The organism is Cytobacillus sp. ABV4_503 (assembly GCF_056158445.1).
In genome coordinates this window covers 4,511,943-4,528,299 of sequence record NZ_JBSWTH010000001.1, presented here as the reverse complement: position 1 = coordinate 4,528,299, position 16,357 = coordinate 4,511,943, and the positions used below count along the sequence as shown (strand labels likewise).

Genomic DNA, 16,357 nt, shown 5'->3' with positions numbered 1-16,357 from the left:
GATGATTTTCTTGAAACTAATAACCTTTAAAGACAAGGACGGGACAATGAAAGCAGGGTGGATAAAGAAAGAACAAGTCTTTGATATGGAAAAAGCAAGCGGGGGTAAACTGCCTGGCTCAATGCTTGGTTTTCTGGAACAGTTTGAAGAAAACTATAAACTTGCCAGCCGTATTACCGGCAATGATCAATTGGGCACGTACAAGCTAGACGAAATTGAACTTCTAGCTCCTTTGCCAAACCCTAGAAGTGTGCGGGATTTTATGGCATTTGAAGGCCATGTCGCGACTATAGCAGCCAAAAATAAGCAAAAGGTTGTGCCGGAGTGGTATGAGATTCCAGTGTTTTACTTTACGAATCACCATGCCATTAAAGGGCCGAATCAGAAAATCCAGCGCCCAGCCCAATGCAGTGAGCTGGATTATGAATTGGAAATTGCCTGCATCATAGGCAGAGAAGGCAGAAATATAAGAGCTGAACAAGCTGATGATTATATAGCAGGGTACACCATTTTGAATGACTGGTCTGCACGGGATCTGCAAATGAAGGAAATGAAGGCGGGATTAGGGCCAGCCAAAGGCAAGGATTTTGCTACATCAATTGGGCCGTATATTGTGACAAAGGATGAACTGGAAGAATTCCGCGATGGCGACAGATTAAATCTGGAAATGACAGCTAGAGTTAATGGAAAGCAGCTATCTAAAGGAAACTTCAAACACATTCATCATTCATTTGGACAAATGATTGAGCGGGCATCCTCGGAGGCTGTCCTATATCCTGGAGATATCATTGGTTCAGGTACAGTCAGTACGGGCTGTATCCTTGAAATAGGAACGGATATTCAAGGTTGGCTTCAGCCTGGGGACGTAGTGGAACTTGAAATTACCGGCCTGGGTAAACTCACCAATGAAATTATTTAAGTATAGAAGCTATTCTATTTCGGTCTAAACTAGTTTTTGAGGAAGAGAGGAGATTTTGATGTATTTGAGTCAGCAAAATTTTAAATTTTCCATACCAACAGAAATTGTCTATGGCATGAATAGTGTTAAACATAAGCTTCCAGATACAATAAGAAGCCTTCAAAAAGCAAAGGTCTTTGTTGCCACTGATCCCGGGCTTCTTCATACAGGAATAATAGATGAGGTTACCTCATTATTAAATATGAACGGCATTGATACAGCAGTGTTTGCTGAGGTCGAGCCGAATCCCTATGCTCAGACTGTTATGAGGGGAGCACAGATATATAAACAGGAATCCTGCGAAATGATTCTTGCCATAGGGGGAGGAAGCCCCATGGACTTCGGAAAAGCTGTTAGTGCGATTGTTGCCCATGAAGGACACATCCTGGATTATCGCCGCGGCCAAAAGCACCTCCATCAAGATATTCCTATACTCATTGCTATTCCTACGACGGTTGGGACCGGTTCAGAGGTGACTCCCGTCTCGGTGATCACTGATCATGAGGCTGGCAGAAAATATGTAATCGCTTCTCCCATACTAGCACCAAAGGTGGCTTTTATCGATCCAAGTTTAACCACTTCTCTTCCGCGGCATGTCGTTTCTGCTACTGGAGTGGATGCTTTAGTGCATGCCATTGAGTCTTATACATCCCTTAAATCAAATCCGGTAACAGACGGATTAGCCTTTGAAGCCATTAAAATGATTAAGGAAAATTTGCCGGCAAGCTATGCGCATCCGGATAATCTTGAAGCCAGGGCACAAATACACCTGGCCAGCACAATGGCGGGTATATCATTTGGAATGGCTGGAGTAGCATTAGTCCATTCTTGCTCACATCCGATGTCGGCTTTATATCAGGTGCCTCATGGACTTGCGAATGCCATATTGCTGCCGCACATTATAGAACATAACTTAATAGCCAACTATGAAAAGTATGCCAATATTGCAAGGATTTTTGAACCGTCACTGATATTCGAGAATGATAGAAATGCTGCAGGGCAACTTGCTCCATTACTTAAAGAGTTTAATAAAGCTCTGGATATTCCAGATGATTTTAGCTATCTAAAGCTAGATTTTAAAGATGAAATGGTGGATCGCTTATCTATAGATGCCATGAATGATTTAGGCACGATTCCAAATAATCCCCGGAAAGCAGAAAAAGAAGATATTTGTAAAATTTATAAAAAAGTATTGCCGACGGCATTAAGTTTAGAGAAAATTCGGTTATATTAAATTATTAGAAGGATGCGAACCTATATCGTTTGCATCCATTTTTATTTTGATAGGCGATTTATTCTAAAGTATACAATGCAAATTTGCAAAGTTCACATTCGACAAAATTCGGGTGGTGCCTGTCACTAGGAAATTTCTCCAATTAAATGATAATATAGTAACGGGGAGGGTGATTTATGAGAAAGGTTCTGTATTTTGTTTTTACTGTCCTGGTTTTGGCCGCTTTGAGCGGATGCAATAAGGAAATTAAGCCGCAGGATCGCTTTTCGCAGTATGTGGAGCACTGGAATAAGCAGGAGTTTGAGAAGATGTATGAATTCCTGTCGAAGGATGCAAAGCAATCGATCAGCAAAAAGGATTTTGCAGCCCGTTATGAAAAGGTTTATAAGGATTTAGAGATAAATAATCTGAAGGTGGCATACAAGCCGGATATGGAAAAGGAATATAAAAAAGAAGAAAATGCAAGTTTTCCTTTTTCTGCAAGCATGGATAGTGCAGCCGGCAAGATAGAATTTACCCATGATGCCAAGCTTGTGAAGGAAGAAAAGGAAGAGGAAGACAATTGGTTTGTTGCCTGGGATACGACTTATATTTTCCCGGAGCTGGGGCAGGAGGATAAAATCAGTTATTCAACTGTTCCGGCGCAGCGCGGGGATGTTGTCGACCGGACAGGTGACCCGCTTGCTTTAAATGGCACCCTATACGAAATTGGTGTTGTTCCAGAACAAATGGGTGATCAAAAGGAGCAGACTATCAAAGGTTTGTCTTCAGCCCTGGGAATGTCTGAAGAGCAGATTAATAAAAGCCTGAATGCCAGCTGGGTGCAGCCGGGCTACTTTGTGCCTATTAAAAAGGTATCCCCGGATGATCAGGCAACGCTCAGCAAGGTCTTTGCGCTAAAAGGCGTGCTGAAACAGGATGTAAAAGGCAGAGTTTACCCTATGGGTGAATCAGCAGCCCATCTAATCGGTTATGTTGGACAGATTACAGCAGATGAAATGAAAGAGCGTGAAGGTTATTCAAGCACTGATATAATTGGAAAAAGAGGGCTTGAACAGGTCCTTGAGGAGCGCTTGAAGGGTTCGAACGGAATCAAAATCGGCATCCAGAAGAAAGACGGTTCTGAAGTGGTTCTCGCTGAAAAGCCGGTAGAGAACGGTGAAACTATTCAGCTTACCATCGACATGAACCTGCAGAGGTCACTCTACACAGAGCTGGGAGGAAAGCCGGGAACCGCAGCAGCGATTGATCCGGTTACCGGAAATACGCTGGCTCTCGTCAGTAGCCCGAGCTTTGACCCGAACCAGGCTTCACTTGGATTTACCGCGGATGAGTGGAAGGCAATTGAAGGCAATAAGGACATGCCGCTTCTGACGCGATTTAAGCAAACCTATGCGCCGGGTTCAGTGATGAAGCCGCTGACAGGGGCAGTCGGACTGACAGAAGGGACACTAACACTTGATGAAACGATTAAGGTTAGCGGCCTCCAATGGCAGAAGGACAGTTCATGGGGCGGCTATAAAGTCACCCGTGTCAAAGATCCGGGCGGGCCGGTTAACTTTGAAAAAGCAATGATGTATTCGGATAATATCTATTTTGCCCAGCAGGCGCTTGAACTGGGAAAAGAAAAGTTTTCAGCCGGGCTTAAGAAGTTCGCGTTCGAAGAGGAAATTCCATACGCATTCCCGCTTGAACAATCCAAGATTGGCGGCCTGGACACAGAAATCCTGCTGGCTGATTCCGGCTATGGCCAGGGCCAGGTGGAAATGAGCATTGTCCATCTTGCTGCTTCATATACACCTTTTATCAATAAAGGCTCCATGATCAAGCCTGTTCTCCTGGAAGAAGAGGAAAAAGGACAGGTGCTGAAAGAAGGCGTGATGAGCGAAGAAACTGCGAATACGGTGGCAGCCGCAATGGCTAAAGTCATTCAGGATCCCAGCGGAACCGGCCGTACGGCTTATATGAAAGATTACCCGCTGGCTGGGAAAACCGGAACCGCCGAGCTGAAGAAAAGTGCGGATGAAAAAGGCCAGGAGAATGGTCTGTTCGTTGCCTACAATCCGCAGTCTCCTAAGCTGCTCATTGCGATGATGATGGAGGGCGTTGAAAACAGCGGCGGATCGAAAGTGGTGGTGGAGAAAGTGAAGAAGGTATTTGAGGAGCATAAAGGGCGGTTTTAATAACCAATTAAAGAAGTAAAGAAAGTGTCTGTACCCTGATAGAGTACAGACACTTTTTTTGTGGCCTGGGTGGATTGAATAACATATACCATCGAACTATAAAGAGCTTTGTATAGCAAAATAAAGTAATCCGAACGCATAATTCCGGCTCATTTTAAACGGGACCCCAATTTATCAGTACCCCAATACTAAGCATGGCAACAGCGATGACACACCAAATCAGAAAGAGGGGCATCATCCATTTTGCCCATTTGATCCAAGGTACCCCGGCTACGGCAAGGCTGGCCATGAGTGGACCGGATGTCGGAAAGATACTATTGGTGAATCCATCTCCAAACTGGTAGGCTTGGACCGCAACTTGACGAGTGATGCCAATCATATCTGCCAAAGGTGCCAGGATTGGCATGGATATCATTGCTTGCCCGCTTCCGGATGGAACAAGGAAATTTAGAAGAGCATTGGATACAAACATGCCAATTGTCGCCAGTATGGGAGATAATCCTTCCAGAGGAATGGACAGAGCGTGAACAAATGTATCCAGGATGCTGGCGTTTTCCATGACGATAAGAATGGCTCTGGCAACGCCAATAATTAAAGCGCCGTATACAAGCTTTTGGCAGCCTTCCAAAAAGGTTAATGCAACTTGATTATAGTTCATACCCGCAATAACACCTGAAATAAGTCCAATAATAATAAAAAAGGCAGCCATGTGATCAATAGTCCATTTAAATTGAATGGTGGCAAAAATAAAAAATAGCAGTGAGAACCCTACAAAGCTGAGAATCAGTTTATGCCGGGCTGTAAAGGGGGCTTCAAGGTTATCGTCTAAAGAGGATGTTTCAATGGATACTCCGACCAGGCTTTTAGATGGATCTGCAAGGACCTTTTTGGCATATCGCCAGGTGTAGAGAATGGTTACACCCACAATCACAGCAAATGCTATAAGCCGTAGGGCCATTCCGGAGAATAAGGGGATATCGGCAATCGATTGCGCGATGCCAACTGTATAAGGATTCAGGAACCCGACATTAAAGCCGGCAAAAGTAGCCCCGAAAGTAATGGAAACTGCCACAAGCGCATCAAGCTTGAGAGCACGTGTGATAATAAGTCCGATGGCGACAAAAGGGATAACCGAATTGGCTACTGCCCCAACGGCTCCTCCCAATGCAAATAAGATAGATACACTAGCAATAAGCCAAAACTCTTTTCCCTGTGTCTTAGTAACGGCACGCAAAATGCCTGCTTTAATAGCGCCTGACCGTTCCACGACCTCAAAGGCTCCGCCTGCAAATAGAACAAGGAAAATCAGCCCTCCAGACTGAACCATTCCTTCCTGAAGTGCCAGGAATATATCCATAAAGCCAGTTGGATTGCCCTCTGTTTCTCCATATGTACCTGGTATGACTCGTTCTACCTCATCGACTAGTTCTCTTTCGAATGCTCCTGCCGGCACGAAGTATGTAGCTGCCACTGCCATTAATAAAACAGCGAAGAGGATGACATAAGTATCCGGCATCTCCCATTTTCTTTGCTGATTAGTTTCTAATCCTGTTTCTTGCGTCGTCTGTGGTTTCAATATTCTTAAATCCCTCCATTCGTTTTTTTCCTTTATACAATTGCAGTATTACCATGTAAAAGGAAGTTGCTGTCTATTATAAAGTTATATATATAATATTTCAAATTGTTAGAATTTATCAGGTTGATCCCATTGTAAATTTCAATCAAAAAGGCTCTGCATTTCTTCTATTAAATGAAATACTGCCGGTGTTAGATTTCGATTTTTCCAAAAGGCAATATAAACAGGCCTTTGGAGAAACCCTGAATTAATAGACCGGGTCACTAGATTTGGGTTGGAGTAATATTTAACATAGCTTTCCGGAAGGATAGCGATTCCAAGGCCGTGTTCAACCAGGCTGCAGGCTGTTTCTAAACGCTCAATTTCATATTTAATGGTTGGAGTGAGATTTTCATGATGAAATGCATTTAAAACATCATCTCTCGTCTGGAAGCCGGCTGTGCTGATAATAAAATCGTGTTCCGTAAGATCCTTCAATGATATGGAAACCTGATCATTAAGCTTGTCATCTTTATGCATGACCAAGAGCAGTTTTTCAATATAAATGGGAATAACCTCTATTTCATTGTTATGAATCAGCTGGTTTGTGATTGTTATATGCACATCATAATTGGAAAGAGACTCTATAACCTGTTTGTGGCCAAGCAGTTCTTTAAAATGTATTTCTATATTAGGATACCTTTTCTTAAATTGTTTTATTGTTTTTGGTATCCAGTATTTAGAAGACTCAATCAATCCGATTGAGATCATGCCGCTTCCTGTCTGCCTAATTTCCTCGAGATCCTTTAACATATACTCATGCCTTTTGATAAGATCCATGGCACGTGTATAGAAGATTTCTCCTGATTCGGTAAGAGTGAGGCTTCTCGTGTTCCTTTCCAAAAGCTGAATCCCAATTTCATTTTCTAATTTCATAATGCTGCTGCTTAAAGAAGGCTGGGAAATATGAAGTATTCCAGCTGCTTTAGAGAAATTTTTTTCCTGTACCACGGTAGTAAAATAACGAAGCTGCCGAAGATCCAATTGTATACACCTCTCATTTATAGCTAAAAACTATTAATATATATAAATTTGATATTGGTAATTATATATTAACTTAAATATACTTTTTATAGGATAAAAATTCAGAATTAATAAACAGCAGGAGGAATTATGTATATTAAGCCTTCGGGGAATCATTGGTGCGGAAGAATTGATAGTGAAACAGACCCGCTAAGTTATCGGGTTCATCAGCAGGTAAAATTGCTGGACCTAACTGCTGAAATTAAGGAAGCGGGAACTGGCAAATCGTTTGGCCTAATTGGCTTTAAGTGTGATGAAGGAGTTAGAAGGAATCAGGGCAGGAGAGGAGCGGCAAAAGCACCGGAAGAAGTTAGGCGGGCTATGGCAAAACTCCCCTGGCACCTGCCGATGAATGCAAAAGTGTTTGATGCAGGAGATATTGAATGTGTTGGGGAAAACATGGAAGACGCTCAGGATGAGCTCGGAAAATCCGTCTCCTTTCTATTAAAAAAAGGAGTAACTCCTTTCATTATAGGCGGCGGACATGAGACCTTTTATGGCCACTATCTCGGGGTCAGGGAGTACTTAGGAACTGATGCGCGTATTGGAATCATTAATATTGATGCACATTTTGATATGAGACAGTACGAGCAGCAGCCTTCCTCCGGAACGATGTTTAAGCAGATTTTGGATCAGGATCAAAATTGCGGATACTTAGCCGCTGGCATTCAAAAGCTGGGAAATACGGCAGCATTATTTGAGACAGCCCGCAAGTATAATGTGAGTTACATAGTAGAGGAGCAGCTGTCAGCCCCAGATCCTTCTGGTGTCTTAAAGCAGCTGGATGATTTTGCTGCAAAATATGACAATCTTATTCTCACTTTATGTACAGATGTCATTAATTCTTCTTTTGCTCCTGGAGTAAGTGCGCCTTCCCCATTTGGACTTGAACCGAAAAAAGTGCGGGAGTTAGTAAGGTATATTGTTTCAAAGGAGAAAACGATTTCCTTTGATGTGTGTGAAGTGAATCCTGATTTTGATAATGGAAATAAAACAATTGCATTAGCAGCACATTTCATAAAGGAAGGACTAATGAATTTTCATAAATAATCTAGGGGGTATAATATGGAATTGGCATTAAATAATGTTACCACCATCTTTTTGGCGGTTGCTTTACTCATAGGCGGAGGATTCCTGATTAATAAAGTTTCATTATTAAGACGGTTTTGCATTCCTGCACCAGTGGTTGGCGGTTTGTTATTTGCGATTATGGTAACTATATTAAAACAGACAGGGCTTGTAATAATAACATTAGATACTTCACTGCAGGGTTTATTCATGCTGGCCTTCTTCACGACGGTCGGGCTGGGAGCGAGCTTTCAGTTGGTAAAGCTCGGCGGGAAACTGCTGGTTATATATTGGCTTGCGTGCGGGGTATTGGCTTTATGCCAGAGTGTTATTGGAATTTCTCTGGCCAGTGTGTTGGGACTTGACCCTTTATTAGGAGTAATGGTTGGTGCTGTGTCCATGGAAGGGGGGCATGGAGCTGCCACTGCATTTGGCGGAACCATTGAGGAATTAGGAGTAAACTCTGCTCTTTCAGTGGGCCTTGCAGCAGCTACATTTGGGTTAATTGCTGGGGGCTTGGTCGGAGGACCTACAGTTAAATTTCTTATTACGAAGTACAAATTGAATCCATCAGAAGCTGATGCATCAGTAGAGGCTGCAGCGGCTAATGAAGACGCAACGAGGAGATCTGCCTTTGACTTCAATTCCCAACAATTTATGGTGCAGATCTTAATCATAACTTTTTGTATGGCTGCCGGTTCCTATTTGGGTGAGTTATTCTCCAGCGTTACTGGCTTTGTACTTCCCAGCTATGTTGGGGCAATGTTTGTAGCCGTTATCGTCAGGAATATTCTGGATAGTTTTAATAAAAGCATTGTGGATATGAAAGGTATTAGCTTAATTGGTGATGTAACGCTTGGCATTTTCCTTTCCATGGCTTTAATGAGCATTAAGCTTTGGGAAGTGGCGGGTTTAGCACTTCCAATGTTAATTATTGTTTTAATCCAAGTTGTATTCATTGTGGCTGCAGGAGTATTTGTTCTGTTTAAGTTACTGGGGAAAGATTATGATGCTGCTGTTATGGTGGGAGGCTTCACTGGTCATGGCCTTGGAGCCACTCCGAATGCAATGGCCAATATGGGTGCCATTACTGAACGCTTTGGTCCATCCCCAAAAGCCTTTCTAATTGTGCCAATTGTTGGGGCGTTCCTTATCGATGTATTCGCCATGCCAATCATTATTACAAGCATTAATTTATTAAAATAATAAAACTAGGGGCTGAAGCAAATTCAGCTCCTAGTTTATTTTTTCGACATAAATTGAAAGGATATAAAAGATAAAATTTTGGAAAAATTCACATATATTTTACCGCATAAAAGCGTAAAAGGTGTTATAATTGCCTGTATATTCTAATAATTTTTTAAAATAAAGGGGGATTTAGAGAGATGAGAAAGAGATTTTTGTGGATAGTGCCAATGCTGGTACTGAGTCTGATTTTGTCAGCTTGCGGAGGCGGTGGTTCCAGTTCGGCCGGAGCTGATGGCGAATCAGCAGAAAAAGATGATGGAAAAACATTTAGTTTGAAAGCGGGCCACTCTTTAACAGAGGATCATCCGTATCATATTGGATTAATGGAGCTTGCTAAGAATGTCGAGAAGCGCACGGAAGGCAAGGTAAAGATTGAAGTGTTCCCTCTGTCACAGCTTGGAGCAGAGAGAGAACTGACTGAGGCCCTTACCCTTGGGACGGCTGATATGTCTGTTTCATCCACAGCACCAATTGCAAACTTCTATCCGGAAATTGGTATCGTGGACATGCCTTTTTTATTTGAATCACGTGAACACGCTTACAAGATTCTGGATGGGGAAATCGGGCAGGAGCTTTTAAAAGGGATGGAAGATGTAGGGATTGTTGGCCTGGCGTGGGGTGAAAATGGTTTCCGCCATATTACAAATGCCAAGAAGCCAATCAATAAGCCTGAAGATTTAAAAGGCTTAAAGATCCGTACGCAGGAGAATCCTATCCACCTTGACGCGTTTAATGCATTGGGTGCAAAGCCGACTCCAATGGCGTGGACTGAAGCATTAACAGCTCTTCAGCAAGGGGTGGTTGACGCTCAGGAAAACCCAATCGTCGTAGCTGATACGTACAAGCTTTATGAAGCAAACCAGAAATACATGACATTAACCGGCCACCTGTATTCACCGGCTGTAATTATGTTCAGTAAATCTGTATGGGATACGCTTCCAGCGGAATATCAAGATATCCTGCGGGAGGAATCGAAAAAGGCCGGTGACCAAATCCGTGATCTGATCACAAAGTCTGATGAAGAATCCTTAAAGGTTTTGAAAGAGCAGGGAATGGAAATCGTTGAGGAAGTGGACGTCACTCCTTTCCGCGAAGCCATCCAGCCTGTATATGAAAAATATGAATCCCAATTTGGCAAGGAAAAGCTTGACGCCATTTTAAACACAAAATAATAAAAGGAGAACTTGGCGAGTGCCGGATAAGAGATGCCGGCACAGACCAGGTTTTTTACACATAAGGGGAATCTATGGTGGTTAAAAAATTAGTAGATTCATTGAATGCTTTCATTAAATGGGTACTGATCCTTCTATTTTTCATTATGGTTATTGTGGTTTTCCTGCAGGTGCTTTTCCGGTTTGTGCTTGATCAGCCGCTTGCATGGACAGAGGAATTGTCACGCTATCTGCTAGTGTGGATCACCTTTTTGGGTGCGGGATATGCCGTTAGTGTCAATGCGCATCCAAGCATCGAGCTGCTTTTTGAAAAAGCCAATCAAGCGGTGAGAAAAGTGATGCTGCTTTTATCGACAGTTTTAGTTGTGTTCTTCTTTTATCAGATAATCGTCAACTCATTCGTTTTTATCGAGCGAAGCATGATGCAGACCTCTCCGGCCCTGCAGCTGCCAATGGGGATTGTTTATACGGTCATACCGATTTCAAGTGTTTTATTTGTCATTAATCTGCTTTACATAACCGTTTCAGAATGGGGAAAGGAGGCGAGCAGCTGATGGCATGGCTATTATTCGGATTGCTGCTGGTGCTTTTCCTGATTAATGTTCCGGTTGCGGTAGCTCTAGGGCTCGCTTCCATGCTTGTGTTAATGATTCAGGACAATGTTCCATTAATGGTTATCGTGCAAAAGATGTTTACTTCAACGGATTCCTTTACACTCATGGCTGTTCCGTTTTTCATACTGGCTGGGAAGCTGATGGAATCTGGCGGGATTTCAAAGCGCTTAATTAATTTTTCCAGTACACTGGTTGGCAGCCTGCATGGCGGTTTGGCAATGGTATCGATTGTAACGTGTATGTTTTTCGCAGCTATTTCCGGATCTGCAGCGGCCACTACAGCTGCAGTCGGAAGCATTTTGATTCCGGCAATGGTGAAGCGCGGCTACGATAAGAGCTTTTCAACCGCTATTCAGGCTGCCGGCGGTACCATTGGAGTTATGATTCCGCCTAGTGTTCCACTGATTTTATTCGGAGTTATCGCAGGGGCTTCAATAGGCGACCTGTTTATTGCAGGTATTATGCCAGGGATCTTCGTTGGGATTTCTCTTATTCTCTTAGCATATTTTATCTCTCGTAAAAGAGGCTACGGCAAGGAAGAAAAGAGCTCTTTGAAAGAAGTGGCTTCTGCTTTCAAGAGCGCAATTTTAGCTATTTTAATGCCGGTGATCATACTTGGCGGCATATACGGCGGTATTTTTACACCAACAGAAGGATCTGTTGTTGCCGTAGTGTATGGCTTAATCGTCGGTCTCTTAATCTATCGGGAAATCAAGTGGAAGGACCTGCCGGAAATTTTCATTTCCTCAGCCGTCACTTCCTCGGTTATATTATTCATCATTTCCTGTGCGTCAATCTTCGGATTCCTGTTAACCAGGGAGCAAATTCCTGCACAAATCTCGGAAGGGATGCTCGGGATTACAACGAATTCTATCATGATTTTAATCATTATTAATGTCATTCTCCTGATTGTCGGAACATTCCTGGAGACATCCGCCGCAATAGTTATCATGGCGCCAATTCTTGTGCCGATTGCATCAGCGGCTGGAATGGACCTGGTGCATTTCGGGGTCATCATGGTTGTCAACCTGGCGATTGGCATGATTACGCCGCCAGTCGGGATTAACCTGTTTGTTGCATCCAATATAGCTAAAATCAGACTGGAGCATATTGTCCGAGCGATTATGCCATTCATTATTGTGCTGATTATTGATGTCTTAATTTTAAGCTTTATGCCTTCCATCAGCTTATTTTTACTAGATAAATAATGGCGAAATAGAGGCAGTAACATTTGGAATAAATATAGATTGTGAAATGGAAGAGGTGCTTAGTTAATGGCAATACATCGTATAGCAGTACTGCCTGGTGACGGAATCGGACCTGAGGTCGTAAATGAAGCCGTTAAGGTATTAGGAATATTGAAAAATTTGGATCCTAACTTTGATCTGGAGTTTGAAACCTTTGACTGGGGCAGCGAGTACTATCTGCAGCATGGAAAAATGATGCCGGAAAACTCATTGGAAACGCTGAAAAGATATGATGCAATTCTTTTCGGAGCGATTGGAGATAAAAGGGTTCCGGACGATGTAACCGTCTGGGAACTGATCATGCCAATCCGGAAGCAATTCAGACAGTACATAAATTTGAGGCCGGTCAAAATGCTGAAGGGAGTGCCTTCCCGCTTTGTGGGAGAAGACATTGATTTTGTCATCGTCCGTGAAAATGCGGAGGGAGAATACTCCAATAGCGGCGGCCGGCTATATCCGGGGCTTGAAGAGGAAGTGGCGGTTCAGAACACGATTATTACGCGTACCGGGACAGCGAAAGCAGCGAAGTTCGCGTTTGAATACGCAAAAAAGCACGGAAAAAAATCCGTTACAAGTGCTACAAAGTCGAATGCGATCATCCATTCCATGAAGCTATGGGATGAGGCAGTTCGTACGGCAGCAGAAGAGTATCCTTCTATTAGTCTGGATAGTTATTATATTGATGCGCTGGCTGCTTACTTTGTTGCAAGGCCAGCGGACTTTGAAGTTGTGGTGGCTTCCAACTTGTTCGGTGATATTTTAAGCGACCTCGGATCTGCAGTAGTTGGCGGACTTGGTCTGTCTCCATCAGCCAACCTGAATCCGGAAGGAGACTTCCCATCGATGTTTGAGCCGGTTCATGGATCGGCACCTGATATTGCCGGACAGGGAATTGCTAACCCTATTGCGCAAATCTGGTCGGCAGCATTGATGCTGGAGCATCTTGGAAGAGCGGATCTGGCTGAGGCTATCATCGAAGCCATTGAACAAGTTCTGCTTGAAGGCGCTGTGCGGACACCTGATTTAGGCGGAACTTCTACAACAAGTGAAATGGGATCTGCCATTAGCGAGGCTTTACAGCAGAAACTACTAGTGAAAGAAGGCTTATAAAAATGAGATTACAAGATGAAGTATTTGTTGTTACCGGTGCAAAAGGCGGCATGGGTAAAGAAACGGTGAAACGTTTTTTGGAAGAAGGCGCCTATGTGGCAGCTGTCGATTTAAATGTGGACGGCATTGAAAAGACGGACCGTCTTCTGCCAGTTGCAGGTGATTTAACAAAGGAAGAAGATGTGGAAAGAATATTTTCAGAAGCAAATGAATCCTTCGGAAAAATCAGCGGTCTCGTCAATATTGCAGGCATTGCCCAGCCGGCAGCGCCAATTGAAGAAGTGACTTTGGCCGATTGGGAAAAAATCATGGGAGTCAACGCAACATCTCTGTTCCTCACATGCCGTGAAGCAGTCCCATATATGAAAAAACAGGGAGAGGGTGTCATTGTTAATATCGCATCAATCTCCATGGTGCGTCCACGGCCGGGCTTGAATGCCTATATCGCGTCTAAAGGGGCAGCGGTTTCTTTTTCCCAGGCACTCGCAATTGAGCTTGCTGAATATGGCATTCGCGTCAACGTTGTCAATCCAGGTCCGGCTGACACAGGGATGCTTGGCCAGTTTACGGCAAAGGATGCAGACATTGAAGCAACGAAGGATACCGTATTTAAAAAGAGTGTTCCATTAGGCAGGCTGATCCAGCCAATTGATATCGCGAATTCACTTGTTTACTTATGTTCAAATGAGTCTGCGATTGTGACAGGTTCTGTCCTGAATGTCGATGGAGGAAGGGGTATTTAAATGAGGGAAGCAACTGATGTACAGATCCAAGGCTGCTATATTGATGGGGAATGGCATGTTCCGGATGAAAATAAGTTAATAGAAGTGAAAAATCCGGCAGACGGTTCCATTTTGGCTTTGGTGCCGCGCGGGGGTCAGAAGGAAGTGGACAAGGCTGTCGAAGCGGCAAAAAAGGCATTTCGTTCGGAAGAGTGGAAATCCCTGCAGGCTTATAACCGGGGAAGGCTGCTGTTTAAAGTCGCTGATATCATTCGCGGGAATAAAGACGAACTAGCCAGGCTGGAAACGCTGAATGTTGGAAAACCGCTTGCCCAGGCTGAAACAGACGTTGAAATTGCTGCCCGCTATTTTGAATTTTACGCAGGTGTGGCAGATAAAATCATGGGCGAAACAATTCCTGTAGAGCGGGGCATCATTGACTACACTGTGCGCGAACCGATAGGAGTTGCAGGCCACATAATTCCATGGAATTATCCTCTGCAAATTGCAGCACGAAGCATTGCGGTTTCGATTGCAACCGGCAATGCGGCGGTGTTGAAGCCGGCTGAGGATACGCCGCTATCCACTTTGAAACTCGTTGAATTAATGGAGAGTCTTAGTGTGCCGAAAGGGATTATTAATGTCGTAACAGGCTATGGCCATGAAGCTGGTGCCGCCTTATCCGCCCACCCTGGTGTGAACCATGTGACGTTCACGGGTTCTGTTGAAACCGGTAAGAGAGTCATGGAGACTGCCGCCCAAAATATCATACCAGTTACGCTGGAACTTGGGGGCAAATCACCGAATGTGGTTTTCGCTGACTGTGATGAAGAAAAAGCACTGGAATGGGTGCTGAAATCCATTGTTCAAAATGCAGGCCAGACCTGTTCCGCCGGCTCACGTCTGGTCATCGAAAAATCAATCAAGGATAAATTTGTGCAAAAGCTGGCAGCTGCGATGGAAAAGCTGACTATTGGGCAGGGGCTCGGCAATCCGGATTTGGGGCCGGTCTTAAATCAAAAGCAGTATGAACGGATTCAAGGATTCCTGCAGCTGGCTGAGGACGATGGAATTCGAGTGGCAACAGGAGGAAAACGCCAGCAGGTCGATGGCTGCGAATCAGGATATTACCTGCAGCCAACTATTTTCGATAATGTTCCGGCAGACCACTGCCTCGCCCAGGAGGAAATCTTCGGGCCGGTTCTCACGGTCACCACATTTGAAACCGAAGAAGAAGCCATCGAAATCGCCAACGGCACGCCATATGGCCTTGTGGCAGGCGTCTGGACAGAAAATGCCGGACGCGCCCACCGTGTTGCCAGCTTGCTGGAATGCGGCCAGGTCTTTATTAATCACTACGGAGCTGGCGGGGGCATCACTCAGCCATTTGGCGGGTACAAGCATAGCGGATTTGGCAGGGAAAAAGGATTGGAGGCTCTGCGTAATTATACGCAAGTGAAGAATGTTGCGCTGAAATATTAATCTGTTTTTTAAGGGTACGGACGAATCTCGTCTGTATCCTTTTTTTTCAGCATGATTGTAGAGGAGTTAACTTTCGGCAGGTAATGAGTCTTAAGAACTATTGTTAGTGGAATTTAATAAAAAATATTGAATTAACTAGAATAAAAGTCTTATTATTAAAGTAACAAAACTGGATAATCGGCAAACTTATTGAAAAGTAAGGACGCAAAGCCACGAGTCTAAGGTCATGGACTATGATAGTCGGGTTGCAGGTGTAATTGGGAGCTATAAATAGATCTCAAACTCATTGTAACCAAGCATCAGGTCTGCCCTTTGGCAGGCCTCTTTCTGTTTAGAGGTTTGTTAATGTTTAGATAGGGAAACGGAATAATGACTGAAAAATCTAATAATAGGAGGAGAATTTATTGAGTGTAATATTTGGAACGGTGGAATACTTTGAAAAGGAGATTAAAGCGTATCTGGCAAATAATCGCTTAAAGAAGTCTAAACGTGAAAAGCTGAAAATGATTACATCCAAGCTTGAAAATGAATTGCTGTATGACTTCTCTTGCCATGAAAGATTAAGGCAGGAATGCCTGAAGAACCTTTCTGAAGCATGTGGCAGGATGACACGGGGAAAGGCAGCCGCTGTGTAATGAGGTTTACTTCTAACGCTCCAGTTTTATCTTCCTGAAAGCTTCT

General features: G+C 43.7%; 14 protein-coding genes and 1 riboswitch. Of the genes, 12 read left to right on the top strand and 2 right to left on the bottom strand.

Annotated elements, in window-relative coordinates:
- Positions 1–10 precede the first annotated feature (10 nt).
- The 3 genes from ACXAD1_RS22650 to ACXAD1_RS22640 all read left to right on the top strand — a co-directional run bounded on the left by ACXAD1_RS22650 (position 11) and on the right by ACXAD1_RS22640 (position 4,375).
- On the top strand, positions 11–919 hold the full coding sequence (locus ACXAD1_RS22650; RefSeq protein ID WP_474911096.1) for a fumarylacetoacetate hydrolase family protein: 909 nt from the start codon (positions 11–13) through the stop codon (positions 917–919).
- Between the two features lie 64 nt (positions 920–983).
- Entirely contained in the window at positions 984–2,192 is a 1,209-nt protein-coding gene (locus tag ACXAD1_RS22645; RefSeq protein WP_474911095.1) for an iron-containing alcohol dehydrogenase family protein, read from the top strand.
- A 176-nt stretch (positions 2,193–2,368) separates the two neighbouring features.
- Complete coding sequence (locus tag ACXAD1_RS22640) at positions 2,369–4,375, top strand: penicillin-binding transpeptidase domain-containing protein (RefSeq protein WP_474911094.1); 2,007 nt, start codon at positions 2,369–2,371, stop codon at positions 4,373–4,375.
- 154 nt (positions 4,376–4,529) lie between these two features.
- Here the strand turns inward: ACXAD1_RS22640 and ACXAD1_RS22635 are convergent, their stop codons facing one another.
- A complete protein-coding gene (locus ACXAD1_RS22635) occupies positions 4,530–5,951 on the bottom strand; it encodes a YfcC family protein (protein WP_474911093.1) in 1,422 nt (473 codons plus the stop codon).
- 141 nt (positions 5,952–6,092) lie between these two features.
- Positions 6,093–6,974, bottom strand: coding sequence for a LysR family transcriptional regulator (locus tag ACXAD1_RS22630; RefSeq protein WP_206840522.1), 882 nt, complete (start codon positions 6,972–6,974; stop codon positions 6,093–6,095).
- A 129-nt stretch (positions 6,975–7,103) separates the two neighbouring features.
- Here ACXAD1_RS22630 and hutG point away from each other — a divergent pair, with 129 nt between their 5' ends.
- The 9 genes from hutG (at position 7,104) to ACXAD1_RS22585 (ending at position 16,311) form a co-directional block, all read left to right on the top strand.
- On the top strand, positions 7,104–8,063 hold the full coding sequence (gene hutG / locus ACXAD1_RS22625) for a formimidoylglutamase (RefSeq protein ID WP_474911092.1): 960 nt from the start codon (positions 7,104–7,106) through the stop codon (positions 8,061–8,063).
- 15 nt (positions 8,064–8,078) lie between these two features.
- Positions 8,079–9,287 carry a sodium/glutamate symporter gene (gltS, locus tag ACXAD1_RS22620; RefSeq protein WP_474911091.1) on the top strand — a complete coding sequence of 403 codons (1,209 nt, stop codon included), beginning with the start codon at positions 8,079–8,081 and terminating at the stop codon, positions 9,285–9,287.
- Positions 9,288–9,466: 179 nt separating this feature from the next.
- A complete protein-coding gene (locus ACXAD1_RS22615; RefSeq protein ID WP_474911090.1) occupies positions 9,467–10,501 on the top strand; it encodes a TRAP transporter substrate-binding protein in 1,035 nt (344 codons plus the stop codon).
- Between the two features lie 74 nt (positions 10,502–10,575).
- Positions 10,576–11,055 carry a TRAP transporter small permease gene (locus tag ACXAD1_RS22610; protein ID WP_474911089.1) on the top strand — a complete coding sequence of 160 codons (480 nt, stop codon included), beginning with the start codon at positions 10,576–10,578 and terminating at the stop codon, positions 11,053–11,055.
- Positions 11,055–12,323 (top strand): TRAP transporter large permease, encoded by a 1,269-nt coding sequence (locus tag ACXAD1_RS22605; protein ID WP_474911088.1) that lies wholly within the window; start codon positions 11,055–11,057, stop codon positions 12,321–12,323. Before ACXAD1_RS22610 ends, ACXAD1_RS22605 begins: the two co-directional genes overlap by 1 nt.
- A gap of 66 nt (positions 12,324–12,389) precedes the next feature.
- Complete coding sequence (locus ACXAD1_RS22600) at positions 12,390–13,472, top strand: tartrate dehydrogenase (protein WP_474911087.1); 1,083 nt, start codon at positions 12,390–12,392, stop codon at positions 13,470–13,472.
- A gap of 2 nt (positions 13,473–13,474) precedes the next feature.
- Positions 13,475–14,215 carry an SDR family NAD(P)-dependent oxidoreductase gene (locus tag ACXAD1_RS22595; protein ID WP_474911086.1) on the top strand — a complete coding sequence of 247 codons (741 nt, stop codon included), beginning with the start codon at positions 13,475–13,477 and terminating at the stop codon, positions 14,213–14,215.
- Positions 14,216–15,676, top strand: a complete 1,461-nt coding sequence (locus ACXAD1_RS22590) for an aldehyde dehydrogenase family protein (protein WP_474911085.1) — start codon at positions 14,216–14,218, stop codon at positions 15,674–15,676.
- Positions 15,677–15,845: 169 nt separating this feature from the next.
- Positions 15,846–15,929, top strand: a riboswitch (cyclic di-GMP riboswitch).
- Between the two features lie 151 nt (positions 15,930–16,080).
- Entirely contained in the window at positions 16,081–16,311 is a 231-nt protein-coding gene (locus ACXAD1_RS22585) for a hypothetical protein (protein ID WP_206840506.1), read from the top strand.
- Positions 16,312–16,357: the final 46 nt, after the last annotated feature.

Bases quoted from the DNA above. Each gene is read 5' to 3' on its own strand.
- ACXAD1_RS22640 (WP_474911094.1), top strand. From the start codon at position 2,369: ATGAGAAAGGTTCTGTATTTTGTTTTTACTGTCCTGGTTTTGGCCGCT.
- hutG (WP_474911092.1), top strand. From the start codon at position 7,104: ATGTATATTAAGCCTTCGGGGAATCATTGGTGCGGAAGAATTGATAGT.
- gltS (WP_474911091.1), top strand. From the start codon at position 8,079: ATGGAATTGGCATTAAATAATGTTACCACCATCTTTTTGGCGGTTGCT.
- ACXAD1_RS22615 (WP_474911090.1), top strand. From the start codon at position 9,467: ATGAGAAAGAGATTTTTGTGGATAGTGCCAATGCTGGTACTGAGTCTG.
- ACXAD1_RS22610 (WP_474911089.1), top strand. From the start codon at position 10,576: ATGGTGGTTAAAAAATTAGTAGATTCATTGAATGCTTTCATTAAATGG.
- ACXAD1_RS22605 (WP_474911088.1), top strand. From the start codon at position 11,055: ATGGCATGGCTATTATTCGGATTGCTGCTGGTGCTTTTCCTGATTAAT.
- ACXAD1_RS22600 (WP_474911087.1), top strand. From the start codon at position 12,390: ATGGCAATACATCGTATAGCAGTACTGCCTGGTGACGGAATCGGACCT.
- ACXAD1_RS22595 (WP_474911086.1), top strand. From the start codon at position 13,475: ATGAGATTACAAGATGAAGTATTTGTTGTTACCGGTGCAAAAGGCGGC.
- ACXAD1_RS22590 (WP_474911085.1), top strand. From the start codon at position 14,216: ATGAGGGAAGCAACTGATGTACAGATCCAAGGCTGCTATATTGATGGG.